The 23,545-nt window shown below is 62.3% G+C and carries 18 protein-coding genes; all 18 read left to right on the forward strand.

The window, feature by feature from the left end; genetic code table 11:
* Positions 1-8: 8 nt before the first annotated feature.
* The gene (locus KRR38_RS31315; protein ID WP_217407734.1) at positions 9-1,727 is read left to right on the forward strand and encodes an NADPH-dependent assimilatory sulfite reductase hemoprotein subunit; all 1,719 of its coding nucleotides are present in this window, start codon (positions 9-11) and stop codon (positions 1,725-1,727) included.
* Positions 1,720-2,892, forward strand: a complete 1,173-nt coding sequence (gene metB / locus KRR38_RS31320) for a cystathionine gamma-synthase (RefSeq protein ID WP_217407855.1) — start codon at positions 1,720-1,722, stop codon at positions 2,890-2,892. The genes KRR38_RS31315 and metB overlap by 8 nt, the downstream gene beginning before the upstream one ends.
* A 37-nt stretch (positions 2,893-2,929) precedes the next feature.
* Positions 2,930-3,175 carry a hypothetical protein gene (locus tag KRR38_RS31325; RefSeq protein WP_217407735.1) on the forward strand — a complete coding sequence of 82 codons (246 nt, stop codon included), beginning with the start codon at positions 2,930-2,932 and terminating at the stop codon, positions 3,173-3,175.
* A 31-nt stretch (positions 3,176-3,206) separates the two neighbouring features.
* Entirely contained in the window at positions 3,207-3,701 is a 495-nt protein-coding gene (locus tag KRR38_RS31330; protein ID WP_217407736.1) for a TlpA family protein disulfide reductase, read from the forward strand.
* Positions 3,691-4,008: a hypothetical protein gene (locus tag KRR38_RS31335; RefSeq protein ID WP_217407737.1), complete on the forward strand. Its 318-nt coding sequence runs from the start codon at positions 3,691-3,693 to the stop codon at positions 4,006-4,008. The genes KRR38_RS31330 and KRR38_RS31335 overlap by 11 nt, the downstream gene beginning before the upstream one ends.
* Positions 4,005-4,379 (forward strand): DUF488 domain-containing protein, encoded by a 375-nt coding sequence (locus tag KRR38_RS31340; protein WP_217407738.1) that lies wholly within the window; start codon positions 4,005-4,007, stop codon positions 4,377-4,379. The genes KRR38_RS31335 and KRR38_RS31340 overlap by 4 nt, the downstream gene beginning before the upstream one ends.
* 579 nt (positions 4,380-4,958) lie before the next feature.
* Complete coding sequence (locus tag KRR38_RS31345; RefSeq protein WP_217407739.1) at positions 4,959-5,171, forward strand: helix-turn-helix transcriptional regulator; 213 nt, start codon at positions 4,959-4,961, stop codon at positions 5,169-5,171.
* Complete coding sequence (locus KRR38_RS31350) at positions 5,168-6,457, forward strand: type II toxin-antitoxin system HipA family toxin (protein ID WP_217407740.1); 1,290 nt, start codon at positions 5,168-5,170, stop codon at positions 6,455-6,457. The genes KRR38_RS31345 and KRR38_RS31350 overlap by 4 nt, the downstream gene beginning before the upstream one ends.
* 102 nt (positions 6,458-6,559) lie before the next feature.
* Entirely contained in the window at positions 6,560-7,576 is a 1,017-nt protein-coding gene (locus tag KRR38_RS31355; RefSeq protein ID WP_217407741.1) for a YafY family protein, read from the forward strand.
* Positions 7,577-7,619: 43 nt separating this feature from the next.
* Entirely contained in the window at positions 7,620-8,243 is a 624-nt protein-coding gene (locus KRR38_RS31360) for a hypothetical protein (protein ID WP_217407742.1), read from the forward strand.
* 140 nt (positions 8,244-8,383) lie between these two features.
* The gene (locus tag KRR38_RS31365) at positions 8,384-11,155 is read left to right on the forward strand and encodes an SNF2-related protein (protein WP_217407743.1); all 2,772 of its coding nucleotides are present in this window, start codon (positions 8,384-8,386) and stop codon (positions 11,153-11,155) included.
* Positions 11,156-11,159: 4 nt separating this feature from the next.
* A complete protein-coding gene (locus tag KRR38_RS31370; RefSeq protein ID WP_217407744.1) occupies positions 11,160-12,062 on the forward strand; it encodes a hypothetical protein in 903 nt (300 codons plus the stop codon).
* A gap of 139 nt (positions 12,063-12,201) precedes the next feature.
* Positions 12,202-12,795 carry a GcrA family cell cycle regulator gene (locus KRR38_RS36680; RefSeq protein WP_254515802.1) on the forward strand — a complete coding sequence of 198 codons (594 nt, stop codon included), beginning with the start codon at positions 12,202-12,204 and terminating at the stop codon, positions 12,793-12,795.
* A 2-nt stretch (positions 12,796-12,797) separates the two neighbouring features.
* A complete protein-coding gene (locus KRR38_RS31380; RefSeq protein ID WP_217407745.1) occupies positions 12,798-14,480 on the forward strand; it encodes a site-specific DNA-methyltransferase in 1,683 nt (560 codons plus the stop codon).
* Positions 14,473-17,163 (forward strand): DEAD/DEAH box helicase family protein, encoded by a 2,691-nt coding sequence (locus tag KRR38_RS31385; RefSeq protein WP_254515803.1) that lies wholly within the window; start codon positions 14,473-14,475, stop codon positions 17,161-17,163. Before KRR38_RS31380 ends, KRR38_RS31385 begins: the two co-directional genes overlap by 8 nt.
* 153 nt (positions 17,164-17,316) lie before the next feature.
* On the forward strand, positions 17,317-17,511 hold the full coding sequence (locus KRR38_RS31390; protein ID WP_217407746.1) for a hypothetical protein: 195 nt from the start codon (positions 17,317-17,319) through the stop codon (positions 17,509-17,511).
* A 150-nt stretch (positions 17,512-17,661) separates the two neighbouring features.
* Complete coding sequence (locus KRR38_RS37545; RefSeq protein ID WP_217407747.1) at positions 17,662-20,388, forward strand: PD-(D/E)XK nuclease family protein; 2,727 nt, start codon at positions 17,662-17,664, stop codon at positions 20,386-20,388.
* Entirely contained in the window at positions 20,381-23,545 is a 3,165-nt protein-coding gene (locus tag KRR38_RS31400) for an exodeoxyribonuclease V subunit beta (RefSeq protein ID WP_217407748.1), read from the forward strand. The genes KRR38_RS37545 and KRR38_RS31400 overlap by 8 nt, the downstream gene beginning before the upstream one ends.

The raw sequence follows: 23,545 nt of genomic DNA on the forward strand, positions 1-23,545 counted from the left end.
GGCCCGAAATGACCGATACGACCGTCATCGACCGCACTCACGATCTTTCGCAGCCGCTTGAACGGCTCGGTCCGGACGAAACCATGAAGGACCGCAGCGACTATTTGCGCGGGACCATCGCCGATGGCCTGCTCGACCGGATCACCGGCGCTGTTCCCTCGGTCGATGACGTGAAGCTGATGAAGTTTCATGGGATCTATCAGCAGGACGATCGAGACCTGCGCGATGAGCGCCGGCGTCAAAGGCTCGAACCTGCCTATCAGTTCATGATCCGAGTCAGGCTGCCAGGCGGCGTCTGCACGCCCGCGCAATGGCTGAAGCTCGACGAGCTCGCGCGTGCGCATGGCGGCGAAACCCTACGCATTACCACTCGCCAGACATTTCAGTTCCACTGGGTTCTGAAGGACAGCCTTCGACCGATCATCCAGGGCTTGCACGAGACGCTGCTCGACACCGTGGCCGCCTGCGGCGACGACAGCCGCGGAGTGATGTGCACGGTCGATCCGCAAAGCTCGCGCTTCCATGCCGAGGTCGCCGCCTTGGCCAAACGCGTCAGCGACCATGTCGTTCCGAAGACCCGGGCCTATCACGAGATCTGGTACGGCAACGAGAGAGTTGCGGGTTCTGACCCCGAAGAGCCGTTCTACGGCCGCACCTACATGCCCCGAAAGTTCAAAATCGGCTTTGCACTGCCGCCCTCCAACGACATCGATGTCTACGCCCAAGATCTTGGGCTCATTGCGATCGAGAGTGATGAGGGGCTCGCTGGCTTTAACGTAGTTATCGGCGGCGGTATGGGCCGCACTGATCAGGCACCTGAGACCTATCCGCGGCTCGCCAGCATGATCGGGTTCGTGCCCGCCGGTCGGGTCATCGCCTGTGCCGACGCGGTTATGGCCGTTCAGCGCGACTATGGCGATCGCAGGGATCGCCAGCACGCCCGCTTCAAATACACAATTGACGACAAGGGCCTCGACTGGATTAAAAACGAGATTGAGCGGCGCATGGGGTTTCCATTCGAACGCGAGCGCGCCTTTGATTTCGCGTCGAATGGCGACAGCTATGGGTGGAACACAACGCCTGACGGCCGCCACCATCGCACGCTCATCATCGAAAACGGGCGGCTCGATCTCAAGCTGCTCGACGCTCTACGTGATGTCGCCCGCCTCCACCGCGGCGCATTCAGGCTTACCGCAAATCAAAACCTAATCATCGCCGGCGTCAAAACCGAAGATCGGCCAGCGATCGACGCCATCCTGGCAGAGCACTTTCCGGATAGCGATCACGTCTCGACACTCCGGCGCAATGCGATCTCCTGCGTGGCTCTGCCGACCTGCGGGCTAGCCATGGCGGAAAGCGAACGATACCTGCCGACGCTGCTCGAAAAGATCGAGACGATCCTCGCCGAGAACGGCTTGTCCGACGAACCGATCACGGTTCGCATGAGCGGCTGCCCAAATGGCTGTTCGCGCCCCTATATCGCCGAGATCGGGCTGACCGGCCGAGCTCCCGGCAAATACAATCTCTACCTGGGTGGTGGCTTTCACGGCGAGCGTCTCAATCGGATGGTCAAGGAAAATATCGGTGAGGCGACGATCATCGACGTGCTGGCGGAAACGCTCGGTAGATACGCAAGAGAAAGGCAGCCAGGCGAGCATTTCGGGGACTTCACCATTCGGGCCGGTATCGTACGCGAAGTTACGGAGGGGCGATTCTTCAATGACTGATCACCGCGATTTCTCGCCGCACCCGCAGACCACCGCTGCCGCCTATGGCGTGGCCAGCGATCGAGCTTTCGGCGCGGTCGCGCCGCCACTTTACCTCTCAAGCACCTACGAGTTCGCCGGCTACGAAGAGCCGCGCCTTTACGATTACGGTCGCGCGGGCAACCCAACTCGCGATTTGCTCGGTCACGCGCTGGCGAAACTCGAACTCGGGGCAGGGAGCATCATCACCTCGAGCGGTATGTCCGCCCTCGACTTGCTGGTCAGCCGCCAGCGGCCCGACGACCTCATTCTCGCACCGCATGATTGCTATGGCGGCACGATGCGCCTCCTCAAAGCGCGCGCCGAGCTCGGCCATTGTAGCGTTCGGTTCGTCGATCAATCCGATGTATCGGCATTTGCAGACGCGCTGGAGGAAGTTCCCTCGCTCGTCCTGATCGAAACGCCGAGCAATCCGTTGATGCGAGTTGTCGATATCGCCGTGCTCGCTGCCAAGGCGCACGACGCCGGCGCGGCGGTTGCGGTCGACAACACGTTCCTCTCGCCCGCCATCCAGCGACCGATCGAGCTTGGCGCTGACTATGTCCTCCATTCGACAACCAAGTATCTCAACGGGCACTCCGATGTCATCGGCGGGGCCGTCGTTGCGGCCGATCCTGCACAGGTCGATCAATTGCGACAGTGGGCAAATATCGTCGGTAGTGCCGGGGCGCCTTTTGATTCCTGGCTGACCATGCGCGGCCTGCGCACGCTTTTTCCGCGCATGGCGCAGCAGCAAAACAACGCCATGGCCATCGCGAACTACCTTCAAAATCACCCCGCTGTGGTGAAAGTTCATTACCCGGGTCTACCGACGCATCCAGGACATGCCGTCGCCGCGCGCCAACAACATGGCTTCGGCGCAATGCTGAGCTTCGAGTTGTTCGGCGGTGTCAGCGCCGTCCGCCAGTTCATCAAGGCTGTGCGTTTCTTCACCCTCGCTGAATCGCTCGGCGGCATCGAAAGCCTCGTTGCCCACCCGGCGACGATGACGCACGCGGACATGGGCGAGGAAGCGCGCGCTACGGCAGGCATCAGCGACAGCCTCCTGCGCCTTTCCATTGGCCTGGAAGCAGAACGGGATCTTCTCGTCGGTTTGGAAACGGGTCTCGCGGCATGCGCCGGATGATAAATCCCGCCAGCTTCACAACGAAGGAGCGACTTTGATGCCCGGCTATGTGTTTGCGGTCGACTTCTTGGCCGCGATATTCGCGTTCATCGGCTTTTCGATGGCCTTCCGTCAGAGGGCAGTTCGCCGCCTGATCGGGCGCCCCCCGCCGCGAACGCCTTCGATCGTCCAAGGCGGCGGCGACGGGGATCCGGTCACGTACATCCTGCGAATCGTTGGCGTCATCGTCATGGTCTTCAGCGTCGTAATCGGCGGAATGGTGACCCTGACCAATCTTGCATAGCGACGGTATCACGTTGCGGAAGGATGTCGCGATGGAAGACACCGCCACCTCGATCGCACCTGATTGGCATGTGGCTCAATGGTTCAACGCCTCGAGCCCGCTGACCCTACAGGTCCTACGCGGCAAGGTCGTCGCTCTTCACGCCTTCCAGATGCTGTGCCAAGGCTGCGTCACGAGCAGCATTCCGCAAGCGCAGCGCATCGCGCGCTCCTTCGATCCCTCCCAACTCGCTGTCATCGGCATGCACACCGTGTTCGAGCATCACGACGTGATGACACCGCAGGCCCTCGCGGTCTTCATTCGCGAATTCCATCTGACCTTTCCTATCGGCGTCGATCTTCCGGGAACTGCCGATCCGATCCCGCAGACTATGGCAGCCTATGCGATGCAGGGCACGCCCACGCTTATCCTAATCGACCGTCGAGGCCGCATGCGCAAACACGCCTTCGGAGTGGAGGACGATATGCGAGTTGCGGCCGATATAGCCTTTCTCTTGGCAGAACGGGAGTTGTCCAATGACGCATGAGTATGACTATCCCATCGATTGCGACCAGATGGCCGACGCCGTTCGCTACATCGCCGGTCGACATCGTGCCGAAGAGCTGGTGGATGAAGTCCTTCGAGACCGCTTCCCTGTCACCACGGCGTCAGGGGAAAACGACCGTACCAGTTTCGTTCATGCCGACCTTGTTTTGGAAATTTGCCGCGAGGTGCGACTTCTGCTCGCGAGCGGCTCCCTCATCGACGAAATAGACGATGCTTCGATGGAATCCTTCCCTGCGAGCGACCCTCCTTCTTGGATCAAGCGCATAGTCTCTGAGAACCGCTCATGAGCACGCTTCGGATCAAGCGCATTTACGCCAAGGCGGACGCCGCCGATGGTTATCGCGTCCTTGTCGATCGGCTCTGGCCCAGGGGTGTCGCGCGGCAGTCGGCAGCGCTTGACCTATGGCTCGAGAATATCGCGCCTAGCGCCGAGCTTCGCAAATGGTTCGGTCACGATCCAACGCGTTTTAGCGAATTCAAATCACGATACCGAAGCGAACTCGAGGCCAACAGCGCCGCGGTAGACCAGCTTCTCAAGGTATCCGCGCAGCACGACACAACGCTTCTCTATGGCGCCCGAGATCCTTGCAGGAACAATGCGGTTGTTCTGGCCGAATATCTCGCGGAGCAGGGCGTGCGTTTCGAAAGCAACGCCTAGACAAACGCCGAACGACAGCTGAACGTCAGCTTCATCCTCTGATGCAATAGCCACGGTCCTTGATTGTGATCTGACCCGCAGAGATGTTGCCACACGGAGCTCGTGCTGCTCTTCGAGGTCGGTTGCCATGAATCGAGTGACGGAATTCTGCTCACGTCCAGGCAAAGTGGCGATCCCGCGCTCGCGGCCAGCCCAATCGGACAGTTGAACAGCGCTATCTCCAACCCGGTTTCCTAGACCGGGCGCGCCAGAGCATCGACGGGGTGATCGTAAGGGAGGAGGCACTGCCCTGCGGTAAAGCCTGCATCCGCCGCCGCGGTGAAACGATCGAGGAAGCAGCAATCGCCGAACATAAACCTGATGTTTGCCGAAAGGCGATAGGCGCGAAGCTGGCGCGGCGAGGAAGGGCTTTCGCCGGGATATAGCAATATTTTCGCCGGATAGTATGTTCCCGATCGGGAAATTGATCGACGAAATGTCGCAAGGGAATCGGAAAAATGTCCCCATCGGGAAACATTCCCTTGAATAAGCTGGGGCACTGGCGCATTTTACCGGTCGGGAAAATTTGGAGGCGCGGTCGTGCAAGTCGGTGATGTCGGCGCTTTGATCCGGGACGAACGCAAGGCCCAGGGTCTGCGCCAGGACGAGCTTGCTGCGGCTAGCGGGGTGGGATTGCGCTTCGTTGTCGAACTCGAGCGCGGCAAACCGACGGTGCAATTTGGCAAGGTGCTCGCCGTGCTGGGCGCACTGGGTTGTACCTTGGTCGTCGCGCGACCTGGGCAGTGCGCATGAGCCTACCGATGCAGGACGTCCTTGCCGTCTGGTGGGGTGAGCGCATCGCAGGCGAACTGGCCATCGACCGTGGCGGGGCGATGCATTTCGCTTATGCGGCGGAGTGGTTGGATGACGCAGCTGCATCGCCGCTGTCGCAGGCCCTGCCGAAGCAGGCAGAACCTTTTGGCGATTCCCTCTGCAATGCGGTGTTCGGCGGCCTCCTGCCCGAAGAAGGGCAGCGGACCGCGATTGCACGCGCACTTGGGGTCTCGCCTGACAATCCCTTCCGCCTGCTCGCGGCGTTGGGCGGGGATGTTGCGGGTGCGCTCGCTTTCCTGCCTGCCGGCGTTACGCCGCCAGAACCGCCGACGTCGGGGCATCCCGTGCAGCCGTTGTCCGAGCTCGATCTGGCTGCCCTAATCGAGGGACTGCCGCGCGCGCCGATGCTCGCCGGGCAGGGTGGTGCCCGGCTTAGCCTCGCCGGGGCGCAGGAGAAGCTCCCCGTCGTGCTTGATGCGGAGGGCGCCATTGCCGTGCCACGGCCGGGCGAGCCCTCGACCCATTTGATTAAGCCCGAGCCCGAGCGTTTTCCCGGCCTCGCCGCCAACGAAGCCTTCTGTCTCGCGCTCGCGCGCATCACCGGGCTCGATGCTGCGCGCGCCGAATGGCGCAGCGCGGAAGGGCGTCCGCTGTTGCTCGTCACTCGCTATGACCGGTTCGCTAACGGGGCGGGGGCGATTATCCGGTTGCATCAGGAGGACTTCGCCCAGGCACTGGGCGTGCCTTCCAACCGCAAATATGCGGCAGAGGGCGGGCCGGCCTTCCGCGATGCCTTCGCCCTGCTGCGCCAGGCCGCAACCCGTCCCGCACGCGAGGTGCTCAAGCTCGCCGATGCCGCGCTGTTCAACCTGCTGATCGGCAACGCCGATGCCCATGCCAAGAACTTCAGTCTGCTGCGCGGCACGAGTGGTATGGGGGCGGGGGACATTGTGCTCTCCCCGTTCTACGATCTTGTTGCCACGCGTGCTTGGCCGGATCTCGCGCCGCGTCTGGCCATGCGGTTCGGCGGGGCGGCCAGCCTTGAGGACGTGGAAGCGGACAGTTTTGTGCGGTTCGCTGCCGATGCCGGGCTGACGGCGCCTTTTGTCCGTCGCCGCGCCGCGGCGCTGGCGCGTGCGGTTGAGGACGCTATCGCTGCGGGCGTCGAGGTGGCGGGCCTGGCCGATCCGGCAATGGTGGCGACATTGGCCGCGCAGACGACGGAACGTGCAGGCCGCCTGGCGCTCAAGGCCACGAGCACTTGACCGTCAGAAGCCGCCATTTCGGAGGGACTTTCCGTCGGATACACCTTCCCTCTAAGCGCTTTGACCGACATAAAACGACAGTTCCGGTCACAGTGGGGGCTTATGACGGACGGGGGTAAGGATGTCGCGGGCGCGACGCGCATGGGCAAGCTGCGCCGAGCACTGATAATGGTGCATCTGCTTTCGGAATCGACCGAAGGGCTGACGCTCGACGAGATGGCGTCAGAACTCGGTGTCAACCGCCGCACCGCCGAGCGCTTGCGCGATGCCTTGCGCGAAGAATTCGACATCGAGGAACGGGTCGAGGATCGATCCAAGCGCTTCTTCATCCGTGACCGTCTGGCCCGTCCCTACACGCGCCCCACCGCAGAGGAAGTCGCCGCGCTCGAGGCAGAGGTCGCCGCTCGCCGGGTGCAGGGGACAGGCCACGCGCGCCAGCTTGAAAGCTTGCTTGCCAAGGTCAAATCGGCGCTCGACGCACGCGAGAAGCGCCGACTCGCGCCTGATCTCGACGCATTGGTCCGCCTCCAGCGTAGCCGCATCACCGCCGGCCCGCTGCACGACTCCACGCCCGAAGCGCTTGGCGCAATTCAGAGCGCAATCCTCGCCGGAAATTGCGTCGAGTTCGATTATACCGCCAGCGAGGCCGAGATGCCCAAATGGCGCCGCGTGATCCCTTATGGCCTGGTCCACGGCCCTACCACCTACCTGATTGGCAAGATTCCCCTACGCGAGGGCGCGCTGGAAAAGGATCCGGTATTCTTCCGGCTCGACCGTATGGCCGGCGCGCGCGTCTCGAACACACTTGGCTGCGCGCCGGAGGAATGGGATCTCGACGCCTGGTTGGCGCAGAGTTTCGGTATCTGGCGCGAAGAGGATCACGACATTGTCCTGCGCGTCCTGCCCAGCGCCGTTGCCAAGGCTTTGGCCTGGCGCTTCCATCCCGGCCAGAGCTTCGAGCCTGACGGTACGGAAATGCTCGTGAAATTCAGGGCAGGGGGGCTGCGCGAGATCGCCGAACACCTGTTCACCTGGGGTGGCGACATACGCATCGAGGCGCCTGAGGCTCTGCGTCGTGTGATGAAGGAGCGCGTGCTGCTGGCGCTTGCGTCAGTGTGATGACGCGACCGGAACTGTCGCAGCTGTCTAGAATGACCGAGTCATGAGGAAACCCACTTCCATCGCAGCTATCGAGGATTTCGGCCGGGTTCGTCTGTCGAAGTCCTTCTTCGTGCGCGACTTCCTCTTCTCGGACATCGCCGCGCATCACGGCATTTCGAATGTACCCGAAGACCCCGACCTCGCTATTGCCGCCGGAACGCGGCTATGTGAGGACTTGCTCGACCCGTTGCAGGACGTGTTCGGCCGCGTCGCGATCCGTTCTGCCTATCGATCGGAAGAAGTTAACAGCCTCGGCAATCAGCTGAAGGCGAACTGTGCGTCGAACGAAGCCAACTACGCCGCACATATCTGGGATCGACGTGACGGCTTCGGCCGCATGGGCGCCACCGCCTGCGTGGTTATCCCCCGCTTCTACGACGCCTTCCCCGAACCAGGTGGCTGGACGAAGCTGGCTTGGTGGATCCACGATCACCTGCCTTATTCGTCGCTCTACTTCTTTCCGAAGCTTTGGGCATTCAACCTGGCCTGGCGCGAAGAACCCGAACGCCGCATCGACAGCTATATTGCTCCCCGCGGGTGCCTGACCAAGGCCAACATGGCGAACCACACAGGGCATCACGAAGCCGAATGGCAGGGGATCGAGCGGGCGATGCTCGGGCATTGAGATCATAGAAGAAGCTCTGAACGAGGATTAGACCGTTGAATTACACGGAACTTCAAGGTCACTATCACGCCTCGCGGCTCACCCTTGCGGGAACTGGGCAGGACGCCTTCACTCGTTCACTTAGTTCGGCTCGTGTCGAAATGAACCCACATCAGGTGGATGCGGCTTTGTTCGCCCTCAAGTCTCCCTTGTCCAAGGGCGTGTTACTTGCCGATGAGGTCGGCCTGGGCAAGACCATCGAGGCGGGGCTTGTCATGTCACAGCGCTGGGCCGAGCAGCGGCAGCGCATTCTGCTTGTCGTGCCTGCATCGTTGCGCAAGCAATGGAGCCAGGAACTTCACGAAAAATTCTCGCTGCGCAGCCGGATCCTCGAAGCGAAGACGTATAATGAACTGGTCAAGGCAGGTCATCGCCGTCCCTTCGAAATGGGCGGAACGGTGACGATCGCCTCCTACGAATTCGCCGCGCGCAAGGCTGACGAGATCAGGGCTGCGAAGTGGGACCTCGTGATCTTCGACGAAGCCCATCGTCTACGCAATGTCTGGAACAAGGCGGGAGCGAAGGGTGCCAAGGCACTCAGGGCGGCAGTGGGCGACAGGTTCAAGATCCTGCTGACCGCGACCCCGCTGCAGAACTCGTTGATGGAACTGTTTGGTCTCGTTTCGATGATCGACGAGATGCATTTCGGCGGCGAGAATGCCTTCCGCTCGCAATTCGTCGGCGCTGCAGCGACCCCGGCATCGCAGCAGCTTTTGCGCGATCGCCTGGTTCCGATCTGCCATCGAACCCTGCGCCGCCAGGTCCAGGAAGCCGGGCACATCAACTTCCGCAAGCGCCACGCGCGAACTTTCACCTTCGAGCCTTACGATAACGAGACCAGGCTCTACGAAATGCTGTCCGAATACCTGCAGGACCCGGACACCATCGCCTATGGCGGTCGCACAAATGCTCTCGTTGTATTGCAGGCCCGGAAGCAGCTTGGTTCCTCGACCTTTGCCACAGCACAGTATCTCGGCACTCTTCTCGAGCGCCTGCGCCGTGAGCAGGCCGCCTCGGTCGACATGACCGACGATCTCGAAGACGTTCTGGTCGATGAATCAGAAGCGATGGAGGATGAGGAAGGGGAGGGCGCTCCCCCAATCGATCCGGTCCGGCTTGCCGCCGAGATCGAGCTCGTGAGTGCGATGCGCGACCTCGCTGTTTCCATTGGCATCAACGCCAAGGGCGAAAAGCTTGTCCAAAACCTGCCCTCGGTGCTCGACGAGATTGAAAGTAAGGGCGGACGGCGGAAGGCCGTGATCTTTACAGAAAGCGTCCGGACCCAGCGTTATCTCGCTGCGCTATTGTCCGAACATGGCTATGCTGGGCAGGTCGCGCTGATGAATGGGTCGAACGCCGATCCCGAGAGCCGAGCCATCTATGATGAATGGAAAACCCGTCACGCGGGAACCGACCGCATTTCCGGATCGCGCACGGCCGACATGAAGGCGGCGATCGTCGAGGCCTTCAAGGGCGAGGACAAGGCCATCCTCATCGCCACCGAAAGTGGTGCTGAAGGCATCAACCTGCAATTCTGCTCTCTCCTGATCAACTACGACTTGCCGTGGAACCCGCAGAGGGTCGAGCAGCGGATCGGTCGTTGCCACCGCTATGGCCAGCTGGTCGATGTCACCGTGGTCAACATGCTGAACCTCAAGAACCGGGCCGAGGCGCGGATACACGAGCTTCTGGAAAAGAAGCTGCACCTGTTCGAAGGCGTTTTCGGTGCCTCCGATGACGTGCTGGGCATCCTTTCCGACGGGATCGACTTCGAGCGTGAGGTGCTACGCATCGTCCAAACCTGCCGCAGCGCCGAAGAGGCCGACCGCGAATTCGATGAGCTGACCGCACGCATCCAGGACAGTATCGACGCTGATGTCGAAGCTACTCGGGCCAAGGTGCTCGAAAACATGGATGCCGATGTCGTGGCTAAGCTGCATCGGCGCGAGCAGGACATTGCCAACATCCTGCCGGATTTCGAACGTCGCCTGCTGATGGTCGCGCACGCTGAGCTGCCCGATGCGCAGTTCCCAACGCCTGATGCTCAGATGTTCGATCATGCCGGCCAGCGCTGGACCACACGATGGAAGGACGCCGACGCGCAGGACTGGCAGTTCCTGCGAGTCAATGACGGGCTGGGAGCAGAACTGGTCGAGCGGGCCCGCGCGCGCGATCATGCCATCACGAACGAAGCGATCGTGCTCGATCCCGACGCCTACCCCTACGCGGGCAAGCTCAGCGGCATCCCAGACCTTGCCGGGCAATCTGGGTGGCTGCGGGTGGTCCGCGCAACGATGCCGGTGGCCGAGGCCCCGCGTGAGGAGCTGATCGTCGTGGCCGAGACCGATGCCGGGGAGGTCATCCCCTCGATTATCGGGGATAGGTTGCTAATGGCTCCCGCGGTGTCTGAAGGTGCGGCCACGCTGGTCGTTCCCGATGCCCGCCTTGCCTCGCTGGCCGACGAGGCTTTCGGCGAATTCTCCAGCCGCGTGAAGGAGGAGAACTATCGGTGGCTGCTCGAGGAGGAAGAGCGACTGTCTCGCTACGCCCGCGACATGGAGATCGAGACCCAGGCACGGATCGCCGCGTTGGACGAGGAAATCAAGGAACTCGACAAGGCCAAGCTGTCGCCGCACCTGGCAATGGACGAGAAACTCAAGCTGATGCGCGCGGTGCGCGACAAACAGGCCGAGCGCGACGATCTGGTCTTCAGCCAGCACGAGGCCAAGAAGGTCGTGCGCAAGCAGGTTGGCGATAAGCTGGACGAGATGGCCGCCTTGCTTAGCCAGGAGCCGACCATGGCGGTGCAGTTTACTCTGCGCTGGACCGTACGCTCCGGTGCGCTTGCCGCCTATGGGGCAGAGGCGGCTTGAGCGCATGTTTCCGGAGTTCGGCCAAGCTCCGCTTTCCCTCGATATCGACCTCGATTCTTACGAAGGATCGTGGACCCACGTCGCAGCCTTCCGGGGCGGATCGGGCTGGCTACATGTCGCGCGGGCGACGATTCAGAGCGAGCACGACATGCTCCGCGCCGACCTCATCGCGGCCTGTGACCACCAGGGGAGTGCCATTCCGTCTTGGCGAGCGATGCATTTGACAGAGTGCGTATGGTCGCGGCTCGAGCCCTGTTTTGACGAGCCACCGGCTATCCTTGATGACTTGCTGTGCGAGGAGGAGGGGAGCTTTTATGCACGCTGGCAGCGCGAGACGAACGCTGAGCTTGCGTTGCTGTTTGACCGGGCGCAGCGACGGATCGAAGTGCTGGAGGCAAATGCGACGGCGCGGACCCGCGCCGTCGAGCGCCAGATTTCCGATCTGCGCCGCCGTCGCCGGATGCCCGAATGTTCGATCGAGGCACGGATCGCACTGGGGGCGGTAATCGCTGATCTCGAGTCCGAGAGCGACGCAGCAGCGGCGAGCCTTGCCGACCAGCGTACGATGCTGCGCCGTCAGGCTGACGCGGCGGAGGAAGCGCTGTGGCAGCGCACCGACTTGCTGATCGAAATTGAGCCACGTATTACCGTGCGGTGGCGAGCCGCGAGCAATAAGCAGGAACGGCGCCCTTCGCGCATATGGCGGCAGGGAGAATACTACACTAGCGCTGCACCTTATGAAGGCGTCGAGGACCGCGAAAAGCCAGAGGAAGTCTTGACGCGGTTCGCCGCCGCCTTGCAAGCCAACGCTGAAAAAGCCGATGCGGAACGCGCGGCGCGTGAAACCCAGAAGGTCAGCCACGCTCGCGCGCCGGCGCTGCCAAAACATTCCCCCCGTCTTGCGTAAACTGCCAAGTCTTGCGCCGGCGCGTTGTGAGAATGCGTCCGAGAGGGAACTCTCCGTTACCGAGCTCTGGCGACAGGACGAAAAATTACGTGAGAATGTTCTGGTCCGCCGCGAAAGGCTTGAGGCCAAGGCGAGACGGTTGCGTGATGCACTCGCGAAGACTGGTTCGCATCCGCGTTGGCGCGAGCAGGCTGAGGCGAAACTTGGCCGGATCGAGCGTGGCATCGCCGAAATCGACAATCGCCTTGAAAGCCAAGGGCCCGCTCGCAGTGGCGAGGAGGTCCAATCGACCTTGGATCTTCCCACGCTAGAGACATCGGAATGCAATGGGGGGCGCTCGGCACCGTCGTCCGAACTGGAACTCGAACGAACAATGCTTGCGGCGAAGCTCGAGGACCTGGTCGAACGGGGACGCAAGTTGTTGCCCGGTTCACCTAAGACCCAGCGCAACCAAGATGAGCGTGTCGAGCTGGAACGCCGGATCGCCCGGCTCGATCGTGGCATTGCCAAGGGCGGGCTTTTTGCCGCCGAGGGGCGCAACTGGACCGCGATCGAGACCGACATCTTGCGCAAACTCTGGCTCGAGGGCTGTTCCGCGAGTGAGATCGCTCAGCGGATTGGTCATGTCAGCCGAAATGCCGTGATCAGCAAGGCTAAGCGCCTGGAGCTACCGATCCGGGCACAATCAGACCTGCCGCCACGACAAACAAGCGAAGACGAATTAACAGGCTGACCATGACCAAAAAGACCCGCCTCGAACTCACCTGGCCCGGCAAGGAAAACCGCCCGGCTCTGGAGCCGCGCATCCTGATCGAGCATCCAGAAATGTCGTATCACGCGGCCGAGCGTCGCAAGGGCGACCGCTTCGACAATCTGCTGATCAAGGGGGACAACCTGCTGGCGCTGAAGGCGCTGGAGGCGGACTACGCAGGGCGAGTGAAGTGCGTGTTCATCGATCCGCCCTACAACACCGGCTCGGCGTTCACCCATTACGACGACGGGCTGGAGCATTCGCTGTGGTTGTCGCTGATGCGCGACCGACTCGAATGCATCCACCGGCTGCTGGCCGACGACGGTTCGCTGTGGGTAACGCTCGACGACAACGAGGCGCATTATTTCAAGGTGATGGCCGATGAAGTGTTTGGGCGGAAAAACTTCATAATTGATGTTTGTTGGCAGAAGCGAGATGGTCCTCCCAATGACAGGAAGATCGGATCAATTAGTGATCATATTTTAGTTTGGAGCAAGTCATCGGATTTATTGGGCAAGAAGACCAAGGCTGAAGAGTCTTTCAATTTGATGGCAAGGACGGAAAAGGCGGATGCCCAGTATCAGGTCTTTGCTGAGCCCGATGGTCCAGACGAGCGCGGGCCGTTCCGCAAGATCGATACCACCGCCAATGGAAAAGGCGGTAGGTTTGTTCAGAGCCTATATTATGGCATAGTAAATCCCTATACGGGTGAAGAAGTTTGGCCTCGCGATGGAACGTGTTGGCGCCACAAAAAAGAAGAGATGGAGCGCTTGCAAAGTGAGAGTCGCTTATTTTGGGGAGCAAAAGGCACGGCACGAACGCCGATGCGGAAGCTTTTTAAGACAGAGGCAAAGCAAGGTATGTCGGCTCCATCGATTTGGGCTGATGTGGGCCTAAATCAGCACGCTTCGTCAGAGATGGAAGGGCTGTTTGGGCAAAAAGCTGCGTTTGAGACGCCTAAGCCTGAGTTCTTGCTGAATCGCATCATTCACATCGCCACCAATCCTGACGACCTCGTGCTCGATTCTTTCGCCGGTTCTGGCACCACCGGTGCGGTCGCGCACAAGATGGGCCGTCGCTGGATCATGATTGAGATCGGGGAACATGCCGAGACCCATATTGTGCCACGCCTGAAGAAGGTGATCGACGGAAAGGACCAGGGTGGCGTTTCTAAGGCGGTTGACTGGAAGGGAGGAGGAGGGTTCCGTTACTTAACCCTCGCGCCTTCGTTACTGGCGAAAGATGCCTGGGGCAACTGGGTGATCGATAAGGTCTACAACCCCGAGATGCTGGCTGAGGCCATGTGCAAGCATCTGGGCTTTGACTACGCACCGAGCCAAGAAGAAGGGGAATGGTGGCGCCACGGGCAGTCGAGCGAAAGCGATTTTCTCTACGTAACCACACAAAGCCTGACGCATGAGGCGCTCAAGCTGCTGTCCGAAGCCGTGGGGTCGGATCGGACCCTGCTGGTCTGCGCTCGCGCTTTTGCCGGGCAGGTTGACCAGTTCCCCAACCTGATGGCGAAGAAGATCCCTTCCACCATCCTCTCATCGTGTGAATGGGGCAAAGACGATTATTCGCTGAGTGTCGTCAATTTACCGCAGGCCCAGGAGGCCACGCCCGATTTTGGCCCGTTGTTCGCGAACGAGGAGGCAGCCGATGCATAGCCCGGCTCCTACCATGCTCACGGCAAACCAGCGCTTGCAGCGCAACGTCACACAGCGGCTATCATTGCGCCGGCCGCAGGAAGAAGCGCTGGCTGTGCTGGCGGACGTCGCAGACCGCATCGACTGGCGCGGCGAGGTCGATCCGGTCGCGCTTCTGGCGGACGTTCGCGGTAGCTATCCCTCGGTAGAAGGCTTCGAGCGCGACTTCCCCTCGCTCTGTTTCGCGCTCGCCACCGGGGTTGGCAAGACCCGCCTGATGGGGGCGTTCATCGCCTATCTCCACCTCACGGGCCGCTCGAATAATTTTTTCGTGCTAGCTCCCAACACGACGATCTACGACAAGCTAATCGCCGATTTTCGGATGCAGTCGTCGCCGAAGTATGTGTTCAAGGGCATCGGCGAATTCGCCCAGAACCCGCCCACCATCGTCACCGGCGAAAACTGGGAAAACGCTCGCGGCGGGCTAGGATTGGCCGACGTAGTGATCAACATCTTCAACGTCGACAAGATCAACAAGGAAAAGGGCCGCATCCGCTCGTTCCGCGAGACCCTGGGGGAAAGCTACTTCGATCATCTCGCCAGCCAACCCGATCTCGTCATGCTGATGGACGAGGCGCACCGCTATCGCGCCAAGGCAGCAGCGAATGCGGTCTATGAGCTGAAGCCCCGGCTGGGATTGGAGTTGACCGCGACCCCCAAGACCGTGGGCGCCTCTCCCAAGGACTTCCGCAATGTGATCTACCGCTATGGCTTGGGCGAGGCGATGGCGGATGGATTCGTCAAGGAACCGGCCGTGGCGACGCGCGCCAACTTCAAGCGCAGCGATTATGACGATGATCAGCTCGAGACGATCATGCTGGAAGACGGCGTGACCTATCACGAGCAGGTTCGCGTGGAGCTGGAGCTCTACAGCCGCCAGACCGGCGCGCCGCTTGTCCACCCGTTTATGCTCGTGGTTGCGAAGGATACTGCCCATGCTGCCGCGCTGCGCACCCAGATCGAGGGTGAGGGCTTCTTCGGCGGTGCCTATCGCGGCAAGGTGGCAGAGGTCCACTCCAACCAGACCGGAGAGGAATCGAACGAGGCCATGGCTCGGCTAGTCGGCCTGGAGCACGACGCGCAGACCGACATCGTCATTCACGTCAACAAGCTGAAAGAAGGCTGGGACGTCACCAACCTCTATACCATCGTTCCGCTGCGAGCCTCTGCCTCGGACATCCTGACCGAGCAGACACTGGGGCGCGGTCTGCGTCTGCCCTATGGCAAGCGGACCGGTAACGAGATGGTCGATACGCTGACGGTGATTGCCCACGACCGCTTCGATGCGGTGATCGAAGAGGCGAAGAAGCCCGGCTCCATCGTCGCCATGAAAGCGCTGACGATCGGGGAAGGCGCCGACATCACGCCCGGCCGCCGTGAGGTGGTGACTGTGCCGAGCGAAACCGAGCTGCGCTACACTCTCCAGCCCTTGCCGAATGGCGGCAAAGTCGAGGATGGCGGGCGCGCCATCTATGCTCCGCCGACGCCTGAGCAGGCCGCCATCGCCAGCACGGCTCTTGAACTGATACGCGACAAGTTCGAACGCAGCCTGCCTGGCGGCCTTGCCGATTTGCGCAAGCCCGAGGTTCAGGCCGAGATCGCCGCTGACGTCACCCGCGCGACGGCGGCAGCGCAGGGAACGCTAGAGGGCATTCTGCCCCAAGCAGACGTCTCGGCGCTCGTCGCGGAGATCGCGGTCTCACTGGCCGATAGTGCGATCGAAATCCCGGAAATCGTCGTGCTGCCGAGCCGCGAGGTCAATTTCTGGTTCGAGCCATTTGACCTGACCGGGCTCGACGCCATTCGTTTCCGCCCGAGCGGCGACACGATCCTCGTCCGCAATCTACGCACCGATGCGCAGCGCGAAATGGCACGCGGTAAAGAAGGTGCGCGCGAAGCCCGTATGGAGAATTATGTCATCCGCCACCTGATCGGCCTGCCGGAGATTGACTACGACAGCCAGGCAGATGAACTCTACAAACTCTCCGGACAGGTCATCGCACATTTGCGCTCCTACCTGGATAGCGACGAGGCGGTGGAGGCTGTGGCGCTGGAGCATGGGCGCAAGCTGGCCGACTTCATCTTCGAACAGATGCGCCGCCACTATCGCGAAACGCCTGTCGATTACCGCGCCCGCCGGGTACGTTCCTTCAAGGTGCTGCGACCGCAGCAGTTTGGCTACGATCCAACGCGGGTCCTGCCGCTCGACCAGCAGGCGCAGCCGCTCTCGGCGACACCGGGGTTTGTCTTCACAGGATCGCGCAAATCACCCTACCGCTTCCACAAGTTCGACAGCGATCCTGAACGACGCTTCGCCGCCCTGATCGATAGCGACCGGTTCCCCGGCGTGATCAGGTGGCTGCGCCCGGCACCCGGCCAGTTCGACATCGAGTATCACGGCGGCCGCCGCTATGAGCCAGATTTTGTGGTCGAGTGCGAAACCGCCAAGCTGATCGTCGAGATCAAGGCGGAAAGCGAACTGAGCGATGCGGTCGTTCAGGAAAAGGCTCGTGCCGCCCGTACATGGGTCGAACACGCCAATGCTTTCGCGGGGGAGGGCGACGGCAAGCCTTGGAGCTACGTGCTGCTCGGCGATGGCGCCGTGTCGCAAAGCCTGACGCTGCCGGCACTGTTGCCGGTGTAAAGGATTTTCGGCTGAGGACGTGAGCTTCACGGACGCTGACGTTTGCGCTGGTCAAATCCAAGCTCTTGGAATTGGACACAATATCGGTAGGCGCGCCTTCGCCTCGTGAATGAGTTGGTTTGGGCGGCTTGAGAGGGACAGAGCAGCCCGCGCTTGATGCTGCTCTACCCGTCGCCTCCGGACATGGAGAGCGAGATCTTGCGCAGTTTCGGCATTGATGGTTTTCGCGAAATGATGTCGATCGCACGGCTTGACGTGGCGTGTGATAGAGAGTCAGCACAGCAACGCCTGTTGGACCTATTTTGCAAGATACTGGGCATCGTTGCAGCCAAACCGGTCGAAAATTAATTTGTTTCGGTAATTTGCATTTCATTACCAGACCGCCGTGCATGGCTGGGGCGGGCGGCATCTCGGTGCGACCGGAATTGTCGCAAAACGGTCCCATAGGGTGAGTGAAGGAGTAGGCCGAAAAGCTTGCGAATTTCAGTAGGAAAGGGGGTGGCGGTGTTTGAAGATTGTTATGCGAGAATTGGCACAGCTCCGCTTGCCGGCACGCTGCCGCTGAACGCAGCGCTGCTTTCCAGTCTCTATGCGCTTCCTCACCATGATGAGCCCGATCTGGAAGCGGTGTTACGCGCTAGCGTGAGGACCTGGCCTTGGAGCGCTAGCTTGCAAGTAGCCCCGCGCGAGACGACGATGGCTGTGGGGGCAATGCTTCGCAGTGTGATGCTAGCAACGCCTGATCTCGATCCGCAGGCCATCGACACTGGTGCTCTGACGGGGGCTGGGCGGGCGCGGCTGCATCTCGACGCGTTGCTTGAGCTGTGGCGCAGTCATCCCGAGGTTTTGCCCTCCGACCTTAGCATTCTACGCGATTTCCTAAGCTGCGGTGCGAACGATGCATTGCAGCATATCACGCTAGTGGGGGAGCCCGAGGGGCTTTGGCTTTCGGCGCTTGAGCGCAAGGTCCTGGCACGCCTTGCCGAGCATCATACCTGTGCAACCCTCGACGATCCCGATTACCTGCGTCTCGTCGGCGAACGGCGCGCGCCCGCGGCGGATGCGGGCAGGTTGGCCGGGCACATCCAGCGCCACCTGCTGGGCACATCCGCTAAGACTTGCAGTCACGATGACAGCTTCGCTGTCCTGTCGGTGCGCGACAGCCTCACCGAATGTGAGGCCGCGCTGGCGATCATTCAGCGCTGGCTAAATGCTGACCCATCGCTCGATGCGGGCGACATCGGTCTGTTCCTGCCCGATGGCAGCGCCCATGCAGCCCAGCTCGGGGCGCTCGCACGTCGCAGTGGGGTGGTGCTGTCGACCCTTCCCGCCGCATCGGGTGGGCGTAACGTGGGTGCGGAGACGATTCACTTATTCCTTCTGTGTTGCCGGCAGCCTGCACCGGTGATGGCACGCGCTTCGCTCTTCGCCTCGCCGATCCTGCCCTGGGGTGAAGCCGAAGGGCTTGGCGCGCGAATGGCCCGCGCGATTATTCTGGGGCGCCGTCCCGATGCGGGGATCGTGCTTAATCAGACGGGCAGGGAACTGCTCGACCTGTTCGATCAGCGTGAGCCCGCTACTAACAAGGCGCTGTGCGGGCGGCTGTTTGCCCTGCAAAAGCTGCTCGCGTTCAAGGCCGGCGAAGACAATCCGGATCTGTTCGAGGCCAAGGGACATCTTGCCACCCTCATCAAGCGCCTGAAGGCTGTGGACGAAGATGTTGCGCCAGACTGGGACGGCCTAATTATGCAGGCTGCCGAACACCGCGTCGAATGCCTTGCGCGCGGCCCCCGTTATCCGGATGCCGTCAGTGTGCTCCATGCGCGCGAGTTGCCCCGGCGGCGGTTCCGCAAAGTTCTCGTGCTTGGCTTCAACGAGGGGATCTATCCCCCACCCGCTCCGCGCAATCCGATCTTCCTCGACAGTGAGATCGACGCGATCGAGGCGGCTACCGGTCTTGCCTTGCCTTCGCGTCGGTTGTTGCACAACCGCGCGCTCGAGCGCTTGCGCCGCCAGCTGTGCAGCGTGGAGGAGGAACTCGTGGTCCTCTGCAGCGAGCGCGATGGCATGGGCAAGCCGCTGTTCCCCGCTTCCTCGCTCGCGCTAATGACAAGGCTGGTCGACGGCCTCAAGGCACTTGAGGATCTGGTCGATCCCCTCGCGCAGCCGGGGGGAACCGCCTGGGACCGGCTCATCGATTGGCGCGACCCGCCAGAGTACAAGCAGGAGATGCGCGTCGCCGTCCCCGCCCACTTTGCGCTGGACCGTGATCTCCTCCAGCTGCGCCGCGGGACCGAGGGCTTCCCCTTGCCGCAAAGCCCGAGTCGGCTTGAGAAGCTGTTGGTTAGCCCGCTCGCTTGGGCGCTTGAAGAACTCGATGCCGCTCATGTGAGCTGGCAGCCTGAAACGATGGACGTGTTGATGCGCGGAACGCTTGCGCATGGCGTGTTCGAGCGCCTGTTCGAGCCGGGTGTGCCGGTGCCGGACGATGCTACGATCCGTGCGGCCGTGCCAGGATCGCTGGAAGCAGCAATCGCGCAGGACGCGCCATTCCTTGCCGCACCCGAATGGTGCATGGAGCGGGAGGCGCTGGAAAGCGACATCCTCAAATCTTCGCTCGCCTGGGCACAGACCCTGCGCGATTGGGCCGGCGAGATCGTCTCGAATGAGTTCTGGCTCGAAGGCGAGGTGTTGGGTCATCCCATTCACGGCAAGGCTGATACCCTGCTTCGCCTCGGAGATGGGCAGTTGGTGATCGTGGACCATAAGAAGAGTTCGTCGGGTGGGCGGCGCAAGCGACTAGAGAAACAGTCCGACCTGCAGGTAGAGCTCTATCGCCGGATGCAGCTGAAGCCTGCTCGTGACGACAATGAAGAACCAAACCCTGCACGTCCGCTACTGGCCGCAGCGGCCGGCAAGACCGGCGTTGCCTACCACACGATGAACGACGGCGCCGTGCTGGTGAACGGCCTCGCAGGGCAGGCGGGCGGCAATGTCGAACTGTTTGCCGAGGACATCTCTACGCGTGCGATGGCGCAGCTGTCACTGCGTTTCCAAGCCCTGCGCGCAGGGCAGATCGAGACCAACTCCCGCGCCGACGAAAAGCATTTCGCCAAGACTCTCGGCCTTGGAACCTACGCCTTCGACGAAAGCCCGCTAATTCGCGCCTTCATGCGCGACGACGTGATCCCTTCCGCCTTTGTCGAGGAGGCCACCGATGACTGATATTGCCATCGTTCCCGCCGGCGCCGGTGCGGGCAAGACCTACCACATCAAGGAAACGCTCGCCGGTTTGGTGCGCGACGGGACCGTCCGGCCCGACCGCATCCTCGCTGTGACCTTCACCGAGGCCGCCGCGAATGAGCTGCGCGAACGCATTCGTAGCGCGCTGCTCGCGGAAGGCGACATCGCCGCCGCGCTCGCGCTCGAGCAGGCCTACGTCACCACAATCCATGCGCTCGGCCAGCGGCTCTTAGTCGAGCACGCTTTGGCGGACGGTGCCTCGCCGCAACTGCGCCTGATCGAGGAGGGAGAGCAGGACCTGCTGCTGCGCCGCAGTTTAGAGAAAGAGCCGGGCCTTGCGGAAATGGCCCGCAACCTTGCCGCGTACGGCTACAGCTATTCGTTCGGCAACGACAGCAGCGCGGAAGACAGTTTCCGCAAGACGATCCTTGGCGTTGTCGGCCTGCTACGCCGGCTCGGGCAGCGCGGCACCGATCCGGTCCTGGCCGATCATGCGGAAGCCTTCGTGCGCGAGGGTTATGGCCCCGTCAGCGGGAACGATGCCAATGCGGCGATGGCCCTGCGCCGCGGGGTTGTCAGCCTGCTGGCGGCCTTCCCTGCTGCGCTGTCGGATCCGGGTTGGTCGGAAAGCGCCCGCGCCGAGTTCCGAAAGAATTTCGTGGCCTTACGTGCGCTTCGCGGTTCGCTGATGGAGGGGCGTCATGACTGGCGGCAATGGCAGGCGGTACGCAAGTTGCGCCTGTCCGGTCGCGCCGTTTCGACGCCGGAAGGCTATGACGCTATGGCCGAGGTGGTGATGGCCGCCGCCGAGGCACTGCCCTCGCTGCCGGGACCGCTGGAGGAGGCGGTTGCCCATGTCCGCGCGCTTGTCCTGGGCGGGCAAGCCGTCATGGCCGACTATGCCCGCCGCAAGCGTGAACTGGGCGTGATCGACTACGACGATATGGTGACCAACGCCGCGCAGATGCTCGCCGAAAAGCCCGACGTGCTGAATGCGGTGCTCAATCAGATCGATTGTGTCATCATCGACGAATTCCAAGACACCAACCCCATCCAGTTTGCCTTCCTGTGGCATCTGGCCGCGCGCGCGCCCCGCACTCTGATCGTGGGGGATACCAAGCAGGCGATCATGGGCTTCCAGGGCGCCGATCCGCGCCTCGCTGAGGAATTGTCCCGCCGCTATCCCGGCGATCCTTTGGGCCAGAACTGGCGTTCGGTCCCGCCGATCATGGATTTCGTCAATGCCGTGGGCACTGGGCTCTTTCCCGGTCGCTACTCCGCGCTTGAGCCGACCCGCAAGGCCACGGGCCAAAATGCGCTCGAGGTGATTCTGCAGAATGTGGGCGAAAGGACGGGGCGACGCGACGATCCCAATCCGGCGCGGCCCTGGCACATTGTGGCCGATCGCATTGCCCAGCTACTCGGCAATGGAGAAATGATGGTCGAGGATCGCCACAGCAATGTCATGCGTCCGCTCGAGGCGCGCGACATTGCCGTCTTGTGCCTGACCAAGGCCAAGTGCGCGAGATATGCCGATGCCCTGCGCAGCCTCGGGCTACCGGTCCGCCTAAACGAGACGGGCTGGTGGCAGAGCCCAGTGGTCGCCGCAGCAGTCTTTGCCCTGCGCTTCGTCGCCGATCCGGGCGATCGTCACGCCGCGCTTTGCGTGGCCAGCCTCGGCCCGTCGGCCATGCCTTTCGCAGAGGCTCTGCGCGCGCTGGCGGACAGCGCCATGATCGCTCACGACGATGTCGAAGCCCTCGCGGCGCTGCATCGCGAGAGCGGCAACTGGCCGGTCGATGCGCTGGTGGCACGGGTCATTGAGGCGTTGGACTTGTATGGCTGGTGTGATCGCCTCTCCGATCCGGCGCAGATGCGTGCCGATCTCCAGCGGCTCGAGGCCGAGGCCCTGGCCTTCACCCGGACCGAGACGTCCACGCTCGAGGCCGCTGGCTTCCACGGTCGCGGCATGGCGGTGTTTGCGGGCTGGCTCGAGGCGCGCGCGCTCGGACAGGACGATGGCCGGCCCGCCGCCAGCGGAAGCGACGCCGATGGGATCGAGGTGCTGACCTGGCACGGCTCGAAAGGCCGCGAATGGCCGCTCGTCGTGGTCTGTTCGCTCAACGAAGATCGCACCCCTCGCGCCGGTGAATTGCGCGCCGAGATCCCGCAGTTCGACGACTTCGAGGCTATCCTCGGGACCGCGCGCCTCTCCTGTGTGCCGGACTATGCGGCTCCCGAGGCGCTGGAACGCGCGCGTGCGCGCTGGCTGGAGGATGCCCGCGAGGACACGCGCCGGCTGCTCTACGTAGCATTCACCCGTGCCCGTGATCGGCTTGTAATTGAATGGCCCAAGTCCCCCAGCAAGCCGAAGGAGGACGAGCTGACACCGATCCGTATCCTGACCGGGGAATGCGCGATGATGCCCGGTGACAATACCGTTTCGATCGGCGGCCGGACCTTCTCCGCGCGCATCACGCTGGGCGATGACGAGATGCCACCCGCATTCGACGCGGCGGACGAGCCGCTCTCCGCCGCCCTACGCGCTCCGCGTCACGCGCTGGAGCAGACTGTGCGGGCGATGCCCGGTGCAATCGTCGCGCCGTCGCTCGCGCTCACCACGGTGCTGCCCCTGCCGGCCGATCTGCAGACGCTGCAGCTTGCCACCGGGATCGAACTGCGCGGCACGACGCTGACGCGGGCCACCGAAAAGGGCACAGCGCTGCATGAAGGCTTGCGCATTCTGCTCCAGCGCCCCGATCGCGCCGATGCTGTCGCCGCGCATTGCCGCGTGAGCGGGGCTGAGGTGGCAACGCTTGCCGAGCAGGCCGAAGCCCTGCGAGCAGCGCTTGCGCAGCGCGGCTATCCCACACTCCATGTCGAGCAGCCGCTCGACATCGCGCTGGGCGACGGCACCGTGCAAACTGCGATCATTGATCTCCTCGCTCAGGGCCCCGGCGGCTTCATGATCGTCGACCACAAGAGCGGCCCTGTCCCCAATCCCGCGCTCCGCTACGCCACCTATTGGCCTCAGCTTGCCACCTATGCGCAGGCGGTGGAGCGGGTCGGTGCCGGGCCGGTGAAAGCGACGGGGATCTTCTGGACCCACAGCGGCGAACTGACGCTGGGCATGCTGTAA

It is taken from the genome of Novosphingobium sp. G106 (assembly GCF_019075875.1).
In the GTDB taxonomy this organism is placed as follows: Bacteria; Pseudomonadota; Alphaproteobacteria; order Sphingomonadales; family Sphingomonadaceae; genus Novosphingobium.